The sequence below is a fragment of the Nocardioides sp. URHA0020 genome (assembly GCF_000620705.1).
GTDB lineage: Bacteria > Actinomycetota > Actinomycetes > Propionibacteriales > Nocardioidaceae > Nocardioides.
The window spans coordinates 253183-272083 of record NZ_KK211166.1 but is presented as its reverse complement, the minus strand read 5'-3'; the positions used below and the strand labels follow the sequence as shown (position 1 = coordinate 272083).

Below are 18901 nucleotides of genomic sequence, written 5' to 3'. Positions count from 1 at the left end.
GCGTCGTTCGCGTCGCCCGGCGTCGCGTGTGGGTTGCGGGGGTCTCGACGACGCTCAGGCGCCAGGGCGCCTTCGCTGCTCGACCACCGGCGGCGACCACCGGGCCTGCGATCTGCTCAGGCGAGCAGGTCCCGGACGGCCAGGGAGGCGAAGACCATCGCGGAGCCGAGGGGGGCGCCCGGGCCCGGGTACTGCTGCCCGAAGACGGAGGCCGTGCTGTTGCTCGAGGCGTAGAGCCCCGGGATGGGGGAGCCGTCCTCGCGCAGCACCCGCCCCGCGACGTCGGTGACCAGGCCGCCCTTGGTGCCGAGGTCGGAGAGCACGAACCGGGCGGCGACGTACGGCGGCTCCGAGCACGCGGTGAGGGCCTTGTTGGGCCCGGTGCCACCGGCGAAGAACGTGTCGTACTCGTCCTCCCCGCGACCGAAGTCCTCGTCGACACCGCTCTCGCAGAAGGCGTTGAAGCGCTCGACGGTCGCGAGCAGCGCCTCGGCGGGTACGCCGATCAGGCCGGCCAGCTCCTCGAGGGTGTCCGCCCGCACCCAGGTGCCGGCGGCCAGGTGGGCGGCCGGGTCGCCCTCGGGCATCGCGATCGCCGGCAGCCGGCCGCCCTCGCGGGAGTCGAAGACGAACCACGACGGGATGCGCTCGGGGGCCTTGGCCATCTCGCGCCCGAACCGGTCGTAGGGCAGCGCCTCGTTGGCGTACCGCTCGCCGTAGGAGTCGACCATCAGGCCGGAGCGGAAGCCCAGGGTGAACGACCCGCCGCCGTCCGGTTGCTCGAGGCCGGGGCAGAACCACCCGATGCCGCGGTAGTCGGTCGCGGCGCCGATCGCCACGGCGGCCCGGATCGGCTCTCCGGTGTTGGTGCCGGCCGGGGCCATCGTCCACGCCACGTCACCCGGTACGCCGTGCGCGGCGCGCTCCTCGGCGTTGCCCTCGAAGCCGCCGGCGGCGATCAGCACGCCGCGTCGGGCGCGGATCTCGACCGGCCCCTCCGGCGTCATCGCGGCCACCCCGGCGACCCGGTCGTCGTCCAGGACCAGCCCGGTCACGGGGAGCTCGGTGAGCACCGTGCCGCCGTCGCGCAGGAACCCGTCAAGCAGCCGCGCGATCAGCGACTGGCCGCCGGACAGCGTGTTGCGGCCGCCCTCGCCGGCGCGGTCGCGCTCGACCGGAGGCCGGACCAGGTCGCCGACCGCGGCCGGGAGCTCGCCACGCTTGACGTTGGTCGGCTGGATCGAGCGGCCGAAGGGCACCCGTCCGGGCGCGGCGTAGTACTCCGGGAACGGCAGCCACTCGAAGTCGATCGCCGGGTCCGCCTCGAGGTCGGCGACGAGCTCGGGGGCATGCTGCAGGAACGCCTCGACCTTCGCCTCGTCCGCGTCCTCGAGCACGGCGGCGAGGTAGTCACGGGCCCCCGCGGTCGAGTCCGAGATCCCGGCGCGCTGCTGCACCTGGCTGCCGGGCAGCCAGCAGGCTCCGCCGGAGTACGCCGAGGTGCCTCCCAGCAGCGCGGTCTTCTCGACCACGACCGTCGTCAGGCCGGCCCTCTGGGCCAGGAACGCCCCCGTCAGCGCCCCGCCGCCCGAACCCACCACGACGACGTCGTACTCGCGCTCCTCGGTCATGGCGCGATAGTAGAACAGGTTCTAAGTGCACACCCTGTGGACGATCCCGGCACAATGGATCCGCCATGACCGACGAGCTCCAGATCTCCTATCCGCCGGAGCTGCCGGTCAGCCAGCGCCGAGACGACATCGCCGAGGCGATCCGCGACCACCAGGTCGTGATCGTGGCCGGCGAGACCGGCTCCGGGAAGACCACCCAGCTGCCGAAGATCTGTCTCGAGCTCGGCCGCGGTGTGCGCGGCAAGGACGGCGGCGGACTGATCGGGCACACCCAGCCGCGCCGGATCGCGGCGCGCTCGGTGGCCGAGCGGATCGCCAGCGAGCTGGGCACCGAGCTGGGGGACCTGGTCGGCTACCAGGTGCGCTTCACCGACCGCACCTCGAGGTCGAGCCGGGTCAAGCTGATGACCGACGGCATCCTGCTGGCCGAGCTGCAGCGCGACCGGATGCTGAAGAAGTACGACACGATCATCATCGACGAGGCCCACGAGCGGAGCCTCAACATCGACTTCCTGCTCGGCTACCTCAAGCGGCTGCTGCCGCGCCGCCCCGACCTCAAGCTCATCATCACCTCCGCGACCATCGACGTGGACCGGTTCGCGAAGCACTTCGACGCCCCCGTCATCGAGGTCTCCGGCCGGACGTACCCGGTCGAGGTGCGCTACCGCCCGCTGATGGCCTTCGACGAGGAGGACGAGGAGGGCGAGGTCGTCGTGCGCGACCAGACCGAGGCGATCGTCGACGCGGTCAAGGAGCTCTCGGCCGAGGGGCCTGGGGACGTCCTGGTCTTCCTGCCGGGTGAGCGCGAGATCCGCGACACCGCCGACGCGCTGGGCGAGCTGCCGCGGACCGAGATCGTGCCGCTCTACTCGCGGCTCTCGGCCGCCGAGCAGCACCGGGTCTTCTCCTCCCACGGGGCGTCGGTACGCCGTGTCGTGCTCGCCACCAACGTCGCCGAGACGTCGCTGACCGTCCCGGGCATCCGGTACGTCGTCGACACCGGCGTCGCGCGGATCAGCCGCTACTCGGTGCGCACCAAGGTGCAGCGGCTGCCGATCGAGCCGATCAGCCAGGCCTCCGCCAACCAGCGCTCGGGTCGCTGCGGCCGGGTCGAGGCGGGCATCGCCGTACGTCTCTACTCCGAGGAGGACTTCGAGGGCCGGCCGGAGTTCACCGACCCGGAGATCCTGCGCACCAACCTCGCCAGCGTCATCCTCCAGATGACCTCGCTCGGGCTCGGTGACATCGGCCGGTTCCCGTTCGTCGAGCCACCGGACAAGCGCAACGTCTCGGCGGGCGTCCAGCTGCTGGAGGAGCTCGGCGCGCTCTCGCCGGGCGACGTCCGGCTGACCAAGGTCGGGCGGCGGCTCGCGAGGCTGCCGATCGACCCGCGGCTCGCGCGGATGATCCTCGAGGCCGAGCGCCTCGGCTGCGTGCGCGAGGTGATCGTGATCGCGGCCGCCCTGTCGCTGCAGGACCCGCGCGAGCGTCCCTCGGAGCAGCAGGCGCAGGCCGACCAGCAGCACGCGCGCTTCAAGGCCGAGGGCAGTGACTTCCTGACCTGGCTCAACCTGTGGCGCTACGTCAAGGAGCAGCAGCGGGAGCTGTCGTCCTCGGCGTTCCGCCGGATGTGCAAGCGCGAGTACCTCAACTACCTGCGCGTCCGGGAGTGGCAGGACTTCGAGTCCCAGCTGCGCCAGGTGTGCAAGGAGATGAAGATCGACGTCGGGCAGGTGGCCGACCTCCCGGACGCCGACGGGATCCACCAGGCGCTGCTCTCGGGGCTCCTGTCGCACATCGGCCTGCTGGAGGAGCGCGAGAAGGAGAGGACCGGGGGCCGGCGGCCGATGCGCGAGTACCTCGGCGCCCGCGGTGCGAGGTTCGCGATCTTCCCCGGCAGCGGGCTGGCGCGCAAGCAGCCGCAGTTCCTGATGGCCGGCGAGCTCGTGGAGACCAGCCGGCTCTGGGCCCGGCAGAACGCCGCGATCAAGCCCGAGTGGGCCGAGCAGCTCGCCGGTGACCTGGCCAAGCGCACCTACTCCGAGCCGCACTGGAGCAAGAAGCGCGCGGCCGTGATGGCCTACGAGCGCGTCACCCTGTACGGCGTACCTCTCGTCGCCGACCGCCTCATCTCCTACGGCAAGGTCGATGTCGCGCTCGCCCGGGAGCTCTTCATCCGGCACGCCCTCGTGTACGGCGAGTGGCACACCCGCCACCGGTTCATGGAGACCAACCGGCGCCTGCTCGAGGAGGCCGAGGAGCTCGAGCACCGGGCCCGTCGTCGCGACATCGTGGTCGACGAGCACACGCTCTTCGACTTCTACGACGCGCGCGTGGGACCCGGCGTGGTCGGCGGTGCGCACTTCGACCAGTGGTGGAAGCAGGAGCGGCGCCAGCGCCCCGACCTGCTCGACTTCGACCCCTCGATGCTCACCCACGACACCGCCGGCGAGGTGACCGCCGGCGACTACCCGGCCGCCTGGGACGGCGGCGGCCTGACCTTCCCGATCAGCTACCACTTCGAGCCGGGCGCGGCCGACGACGGGCTCACCATCGACGTGCCGGTCGCGACCCTCAACCGGGTCGAGGCCGACGACTTCTCCTGGAACGTGCCCGGCCTGCGCGAGGAGCTCGTCACCAGCCTGATCCGCAGCCTGCCCAAGGCGCTGCGCGTCACCTTCGTGCCGGCGCCCAACAAGGCGCGGGAGTTCCTGGCCGCCGTGCCGCCGGGGGAGGAGCCGCTGCTCGACGCCCTCGAGCGCTGGTGCCGCTCGACCACCGGCGTCGTGGTCCCGCGCGAGGCCTGGGACTGGTCCAAGGTCGCCGAGCACCTGCGCCCGACGTACCGCGTCGTCGACGAGGACGGCCACGAGCAGGCCCGCGGCAAGGACCTGGAGGCGTTGAAGGAGCCGCTGCGCCCGCAGTTCGCCGCGGCGATCGCGGAGGTCGCGACCGACAGCGGGCTCGCGCGCAGCGGCGAGACGTCCTGGGTGTTCGACCCGATCGAGGCGTCGTTCGAGCAGGTGCGCGCCGGCCACCAGGTGCGGGTCTTCCCGGCGCTCGTCGACGAGGGGTCGACCGTGGGCCTCCAGGTCTTCGGCTCCGCCGAGGAGCAGGAGGCCCGGCACCGGTCCGGCGTACGACGCCTGCTGCTCCTGGCGATCCCGTCGCCGGTGCCGGCCATCCTCCGCGACCTGACCAACGTCGAGAAGCTCGGCCTGGCCGGCTCGCCGTACGCCACCGTCGCGGACCTGCTCGAGGACTGCCGGGCCGCGGTGGTGCAGGCGGTCGTCGACGCGCGACCGACCGTGCGGGAACGGGCGGCGTACGACGCGCTGCTGGCCGAGGCGGCGCGGGAGCACGAGGCGCACCTGCGCGCCACCATGTCCGACGTCATCCGGGTGCTGGGTGGCTGGCGGCAGGCGGAGAAGGCGCTCAGCGGTCGCGCCGAGATGCTGATGCTGCCGGCGCTGACCGACATGCGGGCGCAGCTCGGGCGGCTGGTGCACGCGGGGTTCGTCGGCGAGGCCGGGGCCGCGCAGCTGCGCCGCTACCCGACGTACCTCACCGCGCTGGAGCTGCGCCGCGAGCGCCTGCCGTCGCAGCTCGACCGCGACCGCCAGCTGATGGACCAGGTCGCCGATCTGCAGGAGGCCTACCTGCACCAGCTCGCGGCGCTGCCGCCCGGCCGACCGCCGGGGGAGCACCTGCGCCAGGTGCGGTGGATGCTGGAGGAGTACCGGGTCTCGCTGTGGGCCCAGCAGCTCGGCACGCCGTACCCCGTGAGCGACCAACGGATCCGACGTAGCCTTCAGGCGTGACAGATCGGATCCACCACCGACCGATGACGCCGGGCGGCAACTTCTTCGAGGCGCTGGTCGGGGGCACCGACCCCGCGCTCGTGAGCGAGGCCGCCGACCGGGCGGCGCACCTGCTGGTGCGCGGGAGCAGGGACGCGGCCGACGCGGAGGTCGCCGAGCGGCTGCTGCACCTGGCCGACACCGAGGGCATCGAGACGATCGCCGAGGTCTGGTCCGGCTCGCCCGCGGACTCGCTGGCCGGCTGCCTGTGGCGGCTCTACCTGCTGCGCTCGTGGGTGTACGCCGACCCGCTCGGTGTGTCGCGGGAGTTCGACGCCGGACGGCGCAGCGCGCAGGTCGCGCGGGTCGTGGCCGGGGTGGCGGACCCGCCGGGGCCCGAGCAGCTCAAGGCCATGATCGACGAGGTGCTGCGGGGCATCGCCGGCAGCGAGTTCGCCGACGTGCTGCTGCGGGCGGCCGCCTTCGCGCGGGTCGTGGCCACGGGCCGCGCGTCGCTGAGCGGCCCGACCGAGGAGCAGGTGCAGCGGATGCTGGTGCTCTCCGAGCAGCTCGAGGAAGCCGGTCACCTCGAACTGGAACAAGGGCTGGCCTGACCCGGTTAGACTCTGTGTGGAGTACGTCGGGCCGTGGCAGCCCCGGGTCCCAAAATTAGCCGCCTAGAGCGGCCACGCGCCGTGAGGCGCTCCCGGTCCGGCGTACTCCATCTCCTACTCTCGGGCCATGCGACTCCTCCGGCGACTCTTCCGCCGTCCCGCCAGTTCCGGGACCCTGCGCGTCTCCTACGCCCCCCGCGCCAACGGTCGTCCCGACCCCGGCGAGGTCGTCTGGGGCTGGGTCCCGTTTGAGGAGGACCCGCAGCAGGGCAAGGACCGGCCGGTGCTGCTGATCGGCCGCGACGGCCGGCAGCTCCTCGGGCTGATGCTGACCAGCAAGGACCACGACCGCGACGTCGAGCAGGAGACCCGGCGGGGGCGCCACTGGATGGACGTCGGAACCGGCGCGTGGGACCGGCAGCGCCGACCGAGCGAGGTCCGGCTGGACCGGCTGATCCGGCTGGCTCCGTCCGCCGTACGACGTGAGGGCGCCGCGCTCGACCGGGCGACGTTCGACCGGGTGATCGCCGCGGCCCGGTCCTTCCACCCGCTGGCCTGAGCCGGTCGGGGTGAGCGCACCTCACGCCGGGGTCGATATGGTGGGCGGCGCCCGGGCCTGCCCGGGCGTCGTCATGGTGCGGGTCTGAGGAGGTCAGGTGCGGTTCAGCCGAGGACTGGTGGCGGGTGTCGCCGTGGCGTCGGTGTTGACCACCGCAGCCTGCACGAGCGACTCGTCGGATGCCGACCCCACCCCGTCGCCGACGACCAGCACCGCGGCCGCGCCGGCCAATCTCACGTTCGGCGTGGTCGGTCCGGCGCCCGTCCAGCGGGCGTTCCGGGCCACCGTCGATGCCTGGAACCTGGACCCGGAGCGGATCGACGTCGTCATCAAGAGCTGGGCCGACCGCGCCACCATGCGCACCGATGTCGAGGCGGGCGCGCCGCTCCCCGACGTCTTCATGGCCTCGCGTGCCGACCTGTCGTGGCTGCTCGAGAACGACTACACCCAGCCGGTCGACGAGCTGCTCGACGAGCGCGGCGTCGAGTTCGGTGACACCTACTCCCGCGACGCCCTCGAGGCCCTGAGCGCCGACGACCGTCTGCAGTGCATGCCGTACGGCGTCACGCCGCAGGTCATCTACTACAACAAGCGCCTGGTCGACTTCGACCGGATGCGCGAGCGCGGCCTCGACGTTCCCGACGCGGACGCCTCGGGCTGGTCCTTCGACCAGTTCGCCGCGGCCGCGGAGTTCGCGAGCCGGCCCGCGCGCAACACCAAGGGTGTCCAGATCGCCCCCACGATCCAGGGGCTCTCGCCGTTCATCCAGTCCGGTGGTGGCACGGTCTTCGACGACCCCGAGGACCCGACGTCACTGACGTTCTCCAGCGACGGCAGCAAGGACGCTCTCGAGCGGACCCTCGAGCTGCTGCGCAACCCGCAGGTGACCCTCGACGAGACGCAGCTCAGCCAGGCGTCCGCCCTGCGGTGGTTCCTGCGCGGCAGGCTCGGGATGATCGTCGGCGACCGGTCCCTCACGCCGACCCTGCGCGAGAGGAGCAACCTCGACTTCGACGTCATGCCGATGCCCCGGCTCGACGGGGCCGCGACCGTGGGAGACGTCACCGCGCTGTGCATGTCGGCCAAGACGGAGAGCCCCGGCCTGTCGGCCGACTTCATGCTGCACGAGCTCTCGGCTGACTGGGTCGGCCTGGTCGCGGCCACCGGCTACCTGCAGCCCGCCAACGTCGAGGTCGCGCTCTCCGACGACTTCCTGCAGCCCGGCCGGCGGCCCGAGCACGCGGCGTTCTTCAACAGCAGCGTGCGCTCCATGTCGGTCCCGCCGCTGATCGACACCCTCCCGAAGCTCGAGGAGACCGTCGCCCCCGCTCTCCAGCAGATGGTCTACGGCGTCGGCGTCCTCGACCTCGACGCCCTCACGACCCAGGTCGACGACGAGTCCAAGGCCATCCTCGACCCCGACTCCGTCTCCGACTCTCCCAGCCCTTCGGATTCCCCCACCCCTTCCGGCTGACATCGGGCGGGGTCGAGCTGCGAGGGCGCCCCGGTGGTTGAGGTGTGAGGCGCGCCAGCGCCGAGCCTCGAAACCCCCGCAGCGGTAAGGCAGTGAGCAGGGCTTGCGACCCCGGTGGTTGAGGTGTGAGGCGCGCTAGCGCCGAGCCTCGAAACCCCTGCAACGGAGAAGCGGCAGTGAGCGCGGCCTGCGACCCGGTGGTTGAGGTGTGAGGCGCGCCAGCCCCGAGCCTCGAAACCCCCGCAGCGAAGGCAGGGCGATGAGCGCGGCCTGCGGGTGCGTTCGGGTCGGGCGCCGACAGTCAGCTACGCCGCGTATCGCCGCCCTGGTCCTCTGTGGCTGGGTGGTTTCGAGGCTCGGGCCTGGCGGCCCTCGCACCTCAACCACCGAGCTGACCTGGACCTCTCCGGCTGGGTGGTTTCGAGGCTCGGGCCTGGGGGCCCTCACACCTCAACCACCGAGTCGTCTCTGGGTGGGTGGTCTCGCGGCTCGGGCCTGGGGGCCCTCGCACCTCAACCACCGAGGTTCTCGGACCAGCGGGCGACCAACCCACCGCGGCGGTGTCGAGGAGCTCTCGTGGCCACTTTTCGTTCACAGGATCCCTGGTGACACCGCCGTCCACAGTCGCGCGGAGCACGGATGCAGATGTCGGCTGGTCGAGGTTGGCTAGGACCATGACGGCGATGACCACACCTCACCACCAGGTGGCGGAAGCGACCGCGCGGATGCGCGGGATCGCTGACACCCTGGTGGAGGCGTCGGTGTGGTCCATGAGCGCTCCCGAAGCAGCCACCACGCTGATGGAACTGGGCCGCCTCAAGGCTCAGGTGATCGAACTCGAAGCCCGGGTCGCCGCGCACGCCGACGAGGTCGAGGTCGGCACCGACGTGGGAGCCACCAGCACCGCGAACTGGCTGGCGCACCAGACCAGGCAGACCCGGTCGGCAGCGGCGCGCACGGTCCACCTCGGCCACGACCTGGCCACCTACGACCGGGTCCGGTCAGCGCTCGCCCACGGGAACCTCCGCCTGGAGCAGGCCGACGTGATCATCCGCTCCATCAGGGCGCTCCCCGACGGTCTCGACTCGGAGCTGCTGGCCAGGGCCGAGGAGCACCTCGTCACCGCCGCACAGGAGCACGACGCGAAGCGCCTCACGATTCTCGGGCGTCGGCTGCTGGAGGTCATCGCCCCGGATCTGGCCGACCAGCACGAGTCCGACCTCCTCGAACGAGAACAGACCAAAGCGGCACAAGCGTGCCGGCTCACGATGAGCGACGACGGCCACGGCAAGGTCCACGGACGCTTCACCCTCCCCGCCCTCCAGGCAGCAGAGCTCAAGAAGATGCTCCTCGCGCTCGCCGCCCCCAAGCACCTCGCCGCCACCCACGGCCCCCGGGTGGAGAGGCGGCCGGGTCCGGAGCGGATGGGCCGAGCGTTCTGCGAGCTCATCGACCGCATCAGCGCCAAGGACCTCCCGCAGGTCGGGGGCAGGGACGCGACGATCGTGGTCACGATCGCCCTCGACGCCCTCCTCGGACAGCTGGACAAGGCCGGGATCCTCGACACCGGAGAGCGCATCAGCCCAGCCGCAGCCCGTCGGCTGGCGTGCACCGCGAAGATCATCCCGGTCGTCCTCGGCGCCGACTCCGAAGTCCTTGACGCCGGCAGGGCCAGACGGTTCTTCACCAAGGCGCAGCTCACCGCCCTGTCCCTCCGCGACGGTGGTTGTGTGGCTGAGGGTTGTGACTGGCCACCGTGGATGTGCCACGCCCACCACTGGACCAGGTGGACCGACGGCGGCCCTTCCGACCTCGACAACGCCGGGCTGCTCTGCCCAAGACACCACGCCCGAGCCCACGACCCGACCTACGACATGGAGAAGCACCACAACGGCAAGGTCACCTTCACGCGACGCCAATAAGCCAGGTGATCGGCTCCGGGCCCGGCCCATGACGGTCCACCTGCCGACGACTGTCGGCAGAAGTTCTCGAAGGGAGGTCTCCACCGATCAGGCCGACGAGCAGCGATCGCCGCGAAGTCCGGCGGGGGCTCACTCCTCGGAGGGGGTCTCCTCGGCGACCGGTTCCGGCGCTGCCGGCTCGACCTCCGGCTCGATGTCCGCGTTCAGGATCGCGTCGACCAGGACCGGACCGGCGAGGCCGATCTGCCAGGGGCGAGCGCCGTACGCCGCGAGCTGGTCGGCGACGGCGGTGGCCAGCTGCGCCGGGTCGCGGGTTGCTGGCGGCGTCCAGAGGGTCCGGCGCAGGTAGTCGGGGGTGAGGACGTTCTCGACGGGGAGGTGCTGCTCCTCGGCCAGGGCCAGCAGGGCCTCTCGGGCGAACGTGAGCCGCCGAGCGGCGACGGGGTCCTTCTCGGCCCAGGCGCGGGGGAGGGGCGGGCCGTCTCCGCGGGGGGCGCGCGTCGGAAGCTCGTCCTCGTCGAGCGCGGCTGCGCGGGCCAGCGCGGCGACCCAGCGCGGGGCGTAGCGGTCGGCGCCGCGGCCGTGGAAGCCCTTGGTGGCCATCAGCGCGTCGCGGTCGGTCGGCAGTGCCTGGGCGGCGACCACGATCGCGGCGTCCGGGAGGATCCGGCCGAGGCTGACGTCGCGCTGCTCGGCGATCTCGTTGCGGGTCTCCCAGAGCTCGCGTACGGCGGCGAGCGAGCGTCGTCCGCGGACCCGGTGCACGCCCGACGTACGCCGCCAGGCCTCCGTGCGGACGGCGGGCGTGAAGCTGCGGAGGTAGTCGAACTCCTGGCGAGCCCACTCGGTCTTGCCGGTCTCCGCCAGCTCGGCGACCATCAGCTCGCGCAGCTCGAGCAGCACCTCGACGTCGAGGGCGGCGTACTCCAGCCACGGCGTGGGGAGCGGCCGGGTCGACCAGTCGACGGCGGAGTGCTCCTTGGCGAGGTGGTAGCCGAGCAGCGTCTCGACCAGCGTCGCCAGCCCGACCCGCGGGTAGCCGAGCAGGCGACCGGCGAGCTCGGTGTCGAAGAGGGCCGTGGGGTAGAGGCCGACCTCGTTGAGGCAGGGCAGGTCCTGGGTCGCTGCGTGCAGGATCCACTCGGTGCCCTCGAGTGCGTCCTGGAGCGGCGCGAGCGAGTCGAACCCGATCGGGTCCACCATGAAGGAGCCGGCGCCCTCACGGCGCAGCTGGATCAGGTAGGCGCGCGAGGAGTACCGGTAGCCGGACGCGCGCTCGGCGTCGATCGCCACCGGACCCGTGCCGGCGGCGATCTTCTCGCACATCTCGGCAAGCGCGGGTGCGGTCTCGATGAGCGGGGGCATGCCGTCGCGCAGCGTGAGCATCGGCGGTGCAGGTGCAGCGGGCGGGACAGGGGTGGTGTCGTCTTCGTCGGGCATCGGGTCAGCGTCCGCCGCCCCGTTGACCGCGTCGACTGGGCATCACGGCGACCCCGTCGGGCACAGGCGGCAGCCCGGCCGAGGTGCACAGCAGCTCACCCCAGGCCTCGACGTGGGGCGCGAGGTCCAGCGGCGCCAGGTCCGAGGCGTCCTCGGGCGGCACCGGCGTCCAGGAGGCCCGGATCTCGATCTGGGCGGTCCCGCCCTCGTCGGCCATGCCGCCGAAGCTCTCCGTGGCCACCCGGGTGACCGTGCCGGAGGCGGCGACGTACGACGCGTGGTGCTCGTCGAGCGCCTCGGTGAGCCAGGTCCAGCCGACCATGGCCAGCATCGGGTCGGTGATCAGCTCCAGGTCGACCTCGGCGCGGGCGTAGGCGACGCAGCGGAAGGTGCCCGCCCACGCGTCGTTGCCCGCGGGGTCGTGGAGCAGGATGATCCGGCCGGTCCCGATGTCGACGTCGTCGACGGTGACGTCGGCCGACAGCGCGGAGGCCCACGGAGCGATCCGCTGGGGCGCGGGCATCTCCTCACAGAGGATCTCCGGGCGCAGCCGGGCGGCGTGCATGGTGGCCACGGCCTCCCGGAACTCGACCGGAGCCGTGCTCGCACCCGTCGCCGGGTGTGTCTCCTGACCGACCACCATGTGCTCACAGTAGGTCGGTCCGCGCATTGCCGATGTGGGAACACGCCGACCGACCTGCGAGGCTTCACACATGCCCGACCCGCACGACGTTCCGTCCGCGCCGCTCAGCGAGAGTGCCTTCCTCAAGGCCGTGCGCGGCGAACCGGTGCCGCACACCCCGGTCTGGTTCATGCGCCAGGCTGGTCGGTCGCTGCCGGAATACCTCGCCATCCGCGAGGGTGTCGGCATGCTCGAGTCCTGCATGGACCCGGCCCTGGTCATCGAGATCACGCTCCAGCCGGTCCGCCGGTACGGCGTCGACGCGGCCATCTTCTTCTCCGACATCGTGCTGCCGCTCAAGGCCGTCGGCGTGGACCTCGACATCAAGCCCGGGGTCGGTCCGGTCGTCGCCGAGCCGGTGCGCACCCTGGCCGACGTCGAGGCGATCCCCGACCTGACGCCCGAGCACGTGCCGTTCATCACCCAGGCCGTCCGCGGCCTGGTCGCGGAGCTCGGGGGCACGCCGCTCATCGGGTTCGCCGGCGCGCCGTTCACGGTGGCGTCGTACCTGGTCGAGGGCGGTCCCTCCAAGGACCACGCGAAGACCAAGGCGATGATGTTCGGCGCCCCGGACGTCTGGGATGCGCTGATGCGCAAGATCGCGGGCATCTCCGCGTCCTACCTGGAGGTGCAGGTCGGCGCCGGCGCCTCGGCGATCCAGCTCTTCGACTCGTGGGCCGGTGCGCTCACCCCCCGCGACTACCGCGAGCACGTGATGGCCCACTCGACCCGCGTGCTGGAGCGGGCCGGCGCGCTGGGTGTGCCGCGCATCCACTTCGGCGTCGGCACCTCGAACCTGCTCGCGCTGATGGGTGAGGCCGGCGCCGACGTGGTCGGCGTCGACTGGCGCACCCCGCTCGACGACGCGATCGGGCGCGTGGGCGACCGCGCGGTCCAGGGCAACCTCGACCCGACCCTCGTCTTCGCCCCCACCGAGGTGATGACGGCCCGCGCCGGCGAGATCATCGAGGCCGGCCGCGCCGCCCGCGGCCACGTCTTCAACCTCGGCCACGGCGTGCTGCCGTCGACGGACCCCGACCAGCTCAAGCGGCTGACCGACTTCGTCCAGGCCTACTCGCTCGGCTGAGACGTCTCGACGGCCACGGACGGCGTACGGCGTCGCGCGGACCGCACCAGCAGCAGGACCGGGATCGCGACGACCGCGAGCGCGACCGCCCACGGCAGCACTGCTCCCACGACGGTGGCCGCGCCGACCGCGAAGGTCGCCAGCGCACCCCAGCCGGCGCTGAGCCCCGCGAGGAAGCCGGCGTCGTCGGTCGTGTCGTCCCGGGCGGGCTTGTCGGTCGGGGTCTCGTCGATGCTCACGACGATGGTGGACATCGACGTGACGTTGGCGAGCTGGGCCGACTGCTGCTCGAGCGACTCGAGCTCCGCCTGCCGCTGTGACAGCTCGGCCTCGATCGCCATGATGTCGCGGATGGTCTTGGCCTGCTGGAAGAGCACCGTGATCCGGGCGATGCTGCGCTTCTGCACGGCCAGCCGCGTCCGCACGTCGATGACCTGGTCGGTGACGTCCTGCTGCTTGGTCGTGGCCGACTCGAGGTCCCCCGCGCCCTTGAGCTCGCGGACCGCCTTGTCGAAGTCCTTCGTCGGGATCCGCAGCTCCATCCGGGTGTAGGTGGGCGTGCCGTCGTCATCGGACTGGGTGTCCTCGTCGCTGACCTGGCCGGCGTAGCGGTCGACGACCTTCTGCACCCTGATCTGGGCCCGGCCGACGTCGTCGGCGCGGAGCGCCACGTTGCCGGTGCGGATCAGGGACTGCTCCTGCGTGCTGAGCGGCTCCGTCCCGTCGGCGGATCCCGGCTCCGCCGCGGCGTCGCTGTCGTCGGAGCCGGCGGCCGAGCCGGTCACGGGGTCGGTCACAGAGCCGGCGGTCCCGCCCCCGGCCAGTGCCTCGGGGGCGACGTCACCGTCGCGGGCGGCCGGTGCCTCCCCGGCGTACGACGCATCACCACCCGAGCCACCCGAGCCACCGGAGTCACCGTCGTTGCCGCTGCCCGAGCAGCCGGTCAGGGCGAGCGCCGTCAGGACGGCCGCCGGGATCAGGACGCGAGCGCGAGTCAGGTTCATGCTCGCTGGGACGTCAGCGGCGGCGCTTCGGTTCCCGCAGGTCCAGGTCCGTGCGGCGCGCCTGGGCCACCAGGGCCGCCTCGAGGTCGCGCACGGCGCGCGGCACGTGCTGCTGGGGGCGTCGGCGCAGGACCAGGCTGACCGAGGTCCGGTCGTCGGCGAGCGGCCGGTAGGTGATCAGCCCCGCTCGCTCCATCGGGTCGCCGATGACGCTGTAGTCCGGCAGCACGGTCGGGCCCAGGCCCTCGGCGACCATCACCTTGCCGAGCTCGGCGCCGTCGGTGCTGTAGGAGATGGCCGGCATCTCCGCCCCGAAGAGGCGGTGCACGAAGCGGTGCATCAGGTAGCCGGCCCGCATCGCGACGAACGGCTCCGCACGCAGCTGGTCGGTGCTGACCTCGTCGTACGCCGCGAGCGGGTGGCCGGCCGGGAGCACCGCCACCGGTCGGCCGTGGACCAGCGTGGTGCCGACGAGATCCGCGGGCGGGTCGTCGCCGGCGAGCACGTTGACCAGGCCGAGGTCGAGGCTGCCCTCGCGCAGCGCCTGGTCGATCTCGGCCTGCTGGAGGTTGAGCACCTCGACCGTGCTCGCGCCGTGGCTGTCGCGGAACTCGCGCACCGCCGGCACCAGCAGCGTCGACGTCGCGGTGCTCACGGTCCCGACCCGGACCACGGGGTGGCCGGCCTGCTGGTCGCCGGCCGCCGTACGGAGCCGGTCGACGGCCTCCAGCACCTCCACCATGAACTCCTGCAGCTCGCTGCCGCGCTGGCTGATCCGCGCGCCGGAGCGCCGCCGGTCCAGGAGGGTCACGCCCAGCTCGCGCTCGAGCTTGGTGACGGCCTCGCTCAGGGCCGGCTGCGAGATGTGCAGCTGCTCGCTCGCGCGGCGCAGGGACCCGTGCTGGGTCACGGCCGCGAGGTACTCCAGCTGCTCGATCCGCATCGGTGAAAGGTAGCGCCTATCACCCCGTCGTCGGAACCGTGCGTGCGGTGACCTGGTCCGCCTTGCATCTCCGGCTTAAGTCGCGCACTCTGATAGACATAAGTGACGACGCGAGGGGCGCCTGATGAGCAAGCTGAAGTTCCACTGGTTCCTGCCGACCAACGGTGGCGACGGCCGGCAGGTGGTCGGCGGCGGCCACGGCGTCGAGGTCGGCGCGTCCGGCCGACCGGCGTCGGTGCCCTACCTCGGCCAGATCGCCCGGAGCGCGGAGCAGCTCGGCTTCGAGGCGGCGCTGACGCCCACCGGCGCCTGGTGCGAGGACGCCTGGGTGACCACGGCGATGCTCAGCCAGGTCTCGGAGCGGCTGAAGTTCCTGGTGGCGTTCCGTCCCGGCCTGGCCTCGCCGTACCTCGCCGCGCAGATGGCGGGCAGCTTCCAGAACCTCTCCGGCGGCCGCCTCGCCCTCAACGTCGTCACCGGCGGGGAGAGCAAGGAGCAGCGGATGTTCGGCGACTTCCTGGACAAAGACGGCCGCTACGACCGCTGCGACGAGTTCCTCACGATCGTCCGCCGGCTGTGGACCGGTGAGCCGGTGACCTTCGAGGGGCAGCACCTGCGCGTCGAGGACGCGGTCCTCAGCCAGGTCCCTGACCCCCTGCCCGAGATCTACTTCGGTGGCTCGTCACCGGCCGCCGGTCGGGTGGCCGCCAAGCACGTCGACGTCTACCTGACCTGGGGCGAGCCGCCGGCCGCGGTGGCCGAGAAGGTCGAGTGGATCCGCAGGCTCGCCGCAGCCGAGGGTCGCGAGGGCCGGATCCGCTTCGGCATCCGGCTCCACACCATCGCCCGCGACACCTCCGAGGAGGCGTGGGCGGAGGCCGACCGGCTGCTCGCCGGCATCTCGGAGGAGGAGATCGCCCGGGTGCAGGAGGGGTTGAAGAGGAGCGAGTCCGTCGGCCAGGCCCGGATGCTCCAGCTCAACCAGGGCTCCAAGGACGGCCTCGAGATCCACCCCAACCTGTGGGCCGGTGTCGGCCTGGTCCGCGGGGGCGCCGGCACGGCGATGGTCGGCAGCCACGCCGAGATCGCCGACCTCATCGAGCAGTACCAGGCGGTCGGGATCGACGAGTTCGTGCTCTCCGGCTACCCGCACCTGGAGGAGTCCTACTGGTTCGGCGAGGGCGTGCTGCCCGAGCTGGCCCGCCGCGGCCTCTGGGAGCACCCGGCCCCCCAGCGCCCGGCCACGGCCGCCGTGCCGTTCGGCGCCGGTCGCAAGGCCGCGTCATGAGCGGGGCCGTGAGCGGGGTCGCGAGCCGCGTCGCCGTCGTGGTGGGCAACCCCAAGCCGCAGAGCCGCACGCTGGTGGCCGCGACGTACGTCGCCACCGAGCTCTCCGGACACGCGCCCGACCTGGTCGTCGACCTCGCCGAGCTCGGCGCCGGCCTGCTCGACTGGAAGGACGCGCAGGTCGCCGAGCTGGTCGCGGCCGTCGGCGCCGCCGACCTGGTCGTCTTCGCGTCGCCGACCTACAAGGGCACATACACCGGGCTGCTCAAGCTCTTCCTGGACCGGTTCGCGACCGACGGGGTCCGCGGCGTCGCCGTGCCCCTGATGCTCGGCGCCGGCCCCGGGCACGCCCTCGCGCCGGAGCTGACGCTGCGTCCGGTGCTCACCGAGATCGGCGGCACCGTCGCCACGAGGGGCCTGTACGTCGTGGACTCGGCGCACGACGACCCGTCGGCGTACGCGCCGTGGCTCGAGCTCTCCCGCCCCGTTGTCACGGCCCTCCTCGCCAGCCGGACGGGTGCGTCCGCGTGACGGCAGGCCCGCTGACCACCAACCAGGACCTCGACCCGGCCCGGCTCCGCGAGGCCTTCGGGATCTTCCCGAGCGGCGTCGTCGCCGTCGCCTCCGAGGTGGAGGGCGAGCTGATCGGTCTCGCCGCGAGCTCCTTCACCTCGGTCAGCCTGGAGCCGGCGCTGGTCTCCTTCTCGGTCGCGAACACGTCCAAGACCTGGCCGACCCTGCGCCGGGCCGCGCACCTGGGCGTCACGATCCTCGCCGACCACCACGGTGACGTCTGCCGCCAGCTCGCCGGCCCGGTCGCGCACCGCTTCGACGGCCTCGCCGTGACGGCGACGCCCGACGGGGCGGTGACGCTCGACGACGGGCTCGCCATGTTCGACTGCACGATCTACCGCGAGGTCGAGGCCGGCGACCACACGCTCGTGCTGCTGCAGCTGCACGCCGTCACGCACGCGGACACCGCGCAGCCGTTGGTCTTCCACCGCAGCGGGTTCGGTCGCATCGCCGGCTGACGTCCCTGGCAGAGTGGGGGCCATGGGCAAGGTCGTGGTCGTCGGTGCCGGCGTCGCCGGGCTGACCGCGGCTCGTGACCTGGCCTCCGCGGGCCACGACGTCCTCGTCCTCGAGACGGGCCCCGGGATCGGCGGCAAGGTGCTGCGCACCGCGGTCGCCGGGGTGACCGTCGACGTCGGGGCCGAGGCGATGCTCAACCGCCGACCCGAAGGAGTCGACCTCGCCCGCGAGCTCGGCCTGGCGATCGAGCACCCGACCATCGCGTCGTCGCGGATCTGGACGCGCGGCTCGCTGCGCCCGCTGCCGCGCTCGCTGATGGGGGTGCCGCTCGACCTCGACCAGCTCGCCGCGTCCGGGGTGCTCTCGCCGGAGGGTCTCGAGCGCGCCGGACAGGAGCCGTCGCTGCCACCCGAGGTCGTCGTCGACGACGTCTCCGTCGGTGCGCTCGTCGACCGACGGTTCGGACCCGAGGTCACCGACCGGCTCGTCGAGCCCCTGCTCGGCGGGGTGTACGCCGGCAACGCGCGACTGATCTCGGCCCGGGCCGCGGTGCCGCAGCTGGTGGCGTACGCCGAGCGCGGATCCGTGCTGCAGCAGGGCGCAAGCCTCCCGACGACGTACGACCTACCGGTCTTCGCCGGCATCCCCGGCGGGATGGGACAGCTCCCCGAGGCGCTCGCCCACGGCCTCGACGTGCGCACCGGCGCGACCGTCCGCGAGGTGGTGACCACGGCGACCGGGTTCGCGCTGAAGGTCGGCCCGACGACCGCCCCCGAGCTGGTGTCCGCCGACTCCGTGGTGCTCGCGACGCCCGCCGCACCCACCGCCCGGCTGCTCGCCTCCGTGACGCCGGCGGCCGCAGCCGAGCTGGCGGCCATCGAGTCCGCGTCGATGGTCGTCGTGACCTTCGCCTTCGCCGCTTCGTCGGTCCCGGACCTGGCGGCCACCGGCTCGTCGGGCTTCCTCGTGCCCCCGGTCGAGCGCCGCCGGATCAAGGCCGCGACCTTCAGCTTCGCCAAGTGGGGCTGGGTCCTGGGCGCCGGCGACGGCCTGCTGCTGCTCCGCACGTCGCTCGGTCGGTACGGCGAGGAGGCCGCCCTCCAGGCCAGCGACGAGGAGCTCGTGGCCTGGTCGCTCGAGGACCTGCGCGACGCGGTCGGCATCACGACGAACCCCATCGACACCCACGTGCAGCGTTGGGGCGGTGGCCTGCCGCAGTACGCCGTCGGGCACCTCGACCGGGTCGCCCGGATCCGCGCCGCCGTCGACCGCGTCCCCGGGCTGGCGCTGTGCGGAGCGGCGTACGACGGGGTCGGCATCCCGGCCGTGATCGCGTCCGCCCATCGCGCCGCCGCCGAGATCGGTCCAATCCGGTAGACGTCCGGTGCCGAATGACCCTCCGACCAGAGATTGAGAAACCTCAACG

Annotated in this window: 15 protein-coding genes; 10 read left to right on the top strand and 5 right to left on the bottom strand. The window is 72.6% G+C overall.

The genetic code is table 11. The features are described 5' to 3' along the window. Positions 1-116 precede the first annotated feature (116 nt). The gene (locus N542_RS0105730; RefSeq protein ID WP_028643103.1) at positions 117-1631 is read right to left on the bottom strand and encodes an FAD-dependent oxidoreductase; all 1515 of its coding nucleotides are present in this window, start codon (positions 1629-1631) and stop codon (positions 117-119) included. Between the two features lie 65 nt (positions 1632-1696). Between N542_RS0105730 and hrpA the strand changes: the two genes are divergently transcribed. The 5 genes from hrpA to N542_RS26440 all read left to right on the top strand — a co-directional run bounded on the left by hrpA (position 1697) and on the right by N542_RS26440 (position 10000). Then, on the top strand, positions 1697-5452 hold the full coding sequence (hrpA, locus tag N542_RS0105725) for an ATP-dependent RNA helicase HrpA (RefSeq protein ID WP_028643102.1): 3756 nt from the start codon (positions 1697-1699) through the stop codon (positions 5450-5452). Then, on the top strand, positions 5449-6045 hold the full coding sequence (locus tag N542_RS0105720; protein WP_028643101.1) for a hypothetical protein: 597 nt from the start codon (positions 5449-5451) through the stop codon (positions 6043-6045). The genes hrpA and N542_RS0105720 overlap by 4 nt, the downstream gene beginning before the upstream one ends. 127 nt (positions 6046-6172) lie before the next feature. Next, positions 6173-6604 (top strand): type II toxin-antitoxin system PemK/MazF family toxin, encoded by a 432-nt coding sequence (locus N542_RS0105715; RefSeq protein ID WP_051551430.1) that lies wholly within the window; start codon positions 6173-6175, stop codon positions 6602-6604. A 97-nt stretch (positions 6605-6701) separates the two neighbouring features. Further along, positions 6702-8078 carry an ABC transporter substrate-binding protein gene (locus tag N542_RS0105705; protein WP_155992862.1) on the top strand — a complete coding sequence of 459 codons (1377 nt, stop codon included), beginning with the start codon at positions 6702-6704 and terminating at the stop codon, positions 8076-8078. A gap of 683 nt (positions 8079-8761) precedes the next feature. Beyond that, positions 8762-10000, top strand: a complete 1239-nt coding sequence (locus N542_RS26440; protein WP_231482464.1) for an HNH endonuclease signature motif containing protein — start codon at positions 8762-8764, stop codon at positions 9998-10000. 129 nt (positions 10001-10129) lie between these two features. Here N542_RS26440 and N542_RS23585 read toward each other — a convergent pair whose 3' ends face one another. Together N542_RS23585 and N542_RS0105690 are read right to left on the bottom strand one after the other, a co-directional pair. Next, entirely contained in the window at positions 10130-11440 is a 1311-nt protein-coding gene (locus N542_RS23585) for an HRDC domain-containing protein (RefSeq protein WP_051551429.1), read from the bottom strand. A gap of 4 nt (positions 11441-11444) precedes the next feature. Then, the gene (locus N542_RS0105690) at positions 11445-12083 is read right to left on the bottom strand and encodes a DUF3000 domain-containing protein (RefSeq protein ID WP_028643096.1); all 639 of its coding nucleotides are present in this window, start codon (positions 12081-12083) and stop codon (positions 11445-11447) included. Positions 12084-12153: 70 nt separating this feature from the next. Between N542_RS0105690 and hemE the strand changes: the two genes are divergently transcribed. Beyond that, positions 12154-13209, top strand: a complete 1056-nt coding sequence (hemE, locus tag N542_RS0105685; protein ID WP_028643095.1) for a uroporphyrinogen decarboxylase — start codon at positions 12154-12156, stop codon at positions 13207-13209. On the opposite strand, the gene N542_RS0105680 is transcribed toward hemE, so the two are convergent. Both N542_RS0105680 and N542_RS0105675 read right to left on the bottom strand, forming a co-directional pair. Next, on the bottom strand, positions 13194-14213 hold the full coding sequence (locus N542_RS0105680) for a DUF4349 domain-containing protein (RefSeq protein ID WP_028643094.1): 1020 nt from the start codon (positions 14211-14213) through the stop codon (positions 13194-13196). The genes hemE and N542_RS0105680 overlap by 16 nt on opposite strands. Before the next feature lie 13 nt (positions 14214-14226). After that, positions 14227-15156 carry a LysR family transcriptional regulator gene (locus N542_RS0105675; RefSeq protein WP_028643093.1) on the bottom strand — a complete coding sequence of 310 codons (930 nt, stop codon included), beginning with the start codon at positions 15154-15156 and terminating at the stop codon, positions 14227-14229. A gap of 124 nt (positions 15157-15280) precedes the next feature. Between N542_RS0105675 and N542_RS0105670 the strand changes: the two genes are divergently transcribed. Genes N542_RS0105670 through hemG form a run of 4 tightly spaced genes read left to right on the top strand, consistent with a single transcriptional unit; the run spans position 15281 to position 18852 of the window. Beyond that, the gene (locus N542_RS0105670; RefSeq protein ID WP_028643092.1) at positions 15281-16444 is read left to right on the top strand and encodes an LLM class flavin-dependent oxidoreductase; all 1164 of its coding nucleotides are present in this window, start codon (positions 15281-15283) and stop codon (positions 16442-16444) included. Further along, positions 16441-16974, top strand: coding sequence for an NADPH-dependent FMN reductase (locus tag N542_RS0105665; protein ID WP_051551428.1), 534 nt, complete (start codon positions 16441-16443; stop codon positions 16972-16974). The genes N542_RS0105670 and N542_RS0105665 overlap by 4 nt, the downstream gene beginning before the upstream one ends. Beyond that, positions 16971-17474 carry a flavin reductase family protein gene (locus N542_RS0105660; RefSeq protein ID WP_028643090.1) on the top strand — a complete coding sequence of 168 codons (504 nt, stop codon included), beginning with the start codon at positions 16971-16973 and terminating at the stop codon, positions 17472-17474. The genes N542_RS0105665 and N542_RS0105660 overlap by 4 nt, the downstream gene beginning before the upstream one ends. Positions 17475-17496: 22 nt before the next feature. Then, positions 17497-18852 carry a protoporphyrinogen oxidase gene (gene hemG / locus N542_RS0105655; RefSeq protein ID WP_036506551.1) on the top strand — a complete coding sequence of 452 codons (1356 nt, stop codon included), beginning with the start codon at positions 17497-17499 and terminating at the stop codon, positions 18850-18852. Positions 18853-18901 lie beyond the last annotated feature (49 nt).

What these genes read in the sequence shown, in the direction of transcription:
- N542_RS0105730 (WP_028643103.1), bottom strand. Translation starts at nt 1,631, where the DNA reads ATGACCGAGGAGCGCGAGTACGACGTCGTCGTGGTGGGTTCGGGCGGC.
- hrpA (WP_028643102.1), top strand. Translation starts at nt 1,697, where the DNA reads ATGACCGACGAGCTCCAGATCTCCTATCCGCCGGAGCTGCCGGTCAGC.
- N542_RS0105715 (WP_051551430.1), top strand. Translation starts at nt 6,173, where the DNA reads ATGCGACTCCTCCGGCGACTCTTCCGCCGTCCCGCCAGTTCCGGGACC.
- N542_RS26440 (WP_231482464.1), top strand. Translation starts at nt 8,762, where the DNA reads ATGACCACACCTCACCACCAGGTGGCGGAAGCGACCGCGCGGATGCGC.
- N542_RS23585 (WP_051551429.1), bottom strand. Translation starts at nt 11,440, where the DNA reads ATGCCCGACGAAGACGACACCACCCCTGTCCCGCCCGCTGCACCTGCA.
- N542_RS0105690 (WP_028643096.1), bottom strand. Translation starts at nt 12,083, where the DNA reads ATGGTGGTCGGTCAGGAGACACACCCGGCGACGGGTGCGAGCACGGCT.
- hemE (WP_028643095.1), top strand. Translation starts at nt 12,154, where the DNA reads ATGCCCGACCCGCACGACGTTCCGTCCGCGCCGCTCAGCGAGAGTGCC.
- N542_RS0105680 (WP_028643094.1), bottom strand. Translation starts at nt 14,213, where the DNA reads ATGAACCTGACTCGCGCTCGCGTCCTGATCCCGGCGGCCGTCCTGACG.
- N542_RS0105675 (WP_028643093.1), bottom strand. Translation starts at nt 15,156, where the DNA reads ATGCGGATCGAGCAGCTGGAGTACCTCGCGGCCGTGACCCAGCACGGG.
- N542_RS0105670 (WP_028643092.1), top strand. Translation starts at nt 15,281, where the DNA reads ATGAGCAAGCTGAAGTTCCACTGGTTCCTGCCGACCAACGGTGGCGAC.
- N542_RS0105665 (WP_051551428.1), top strand. Translation starts at nt 16,441, where the DNA reads ATGAGCGGGGCCGTGAGCGGGGTCGCGAGCCGCGTCGCCGTCGTGGTG.
- hemG (WP_036506551.1), top strand. Translation starts at nt 17,497, where the DNA reads ATGGGCAAGGTCGTGGTCGTCGGTGCCGGCGTCGCCGGGCTGACCGCG.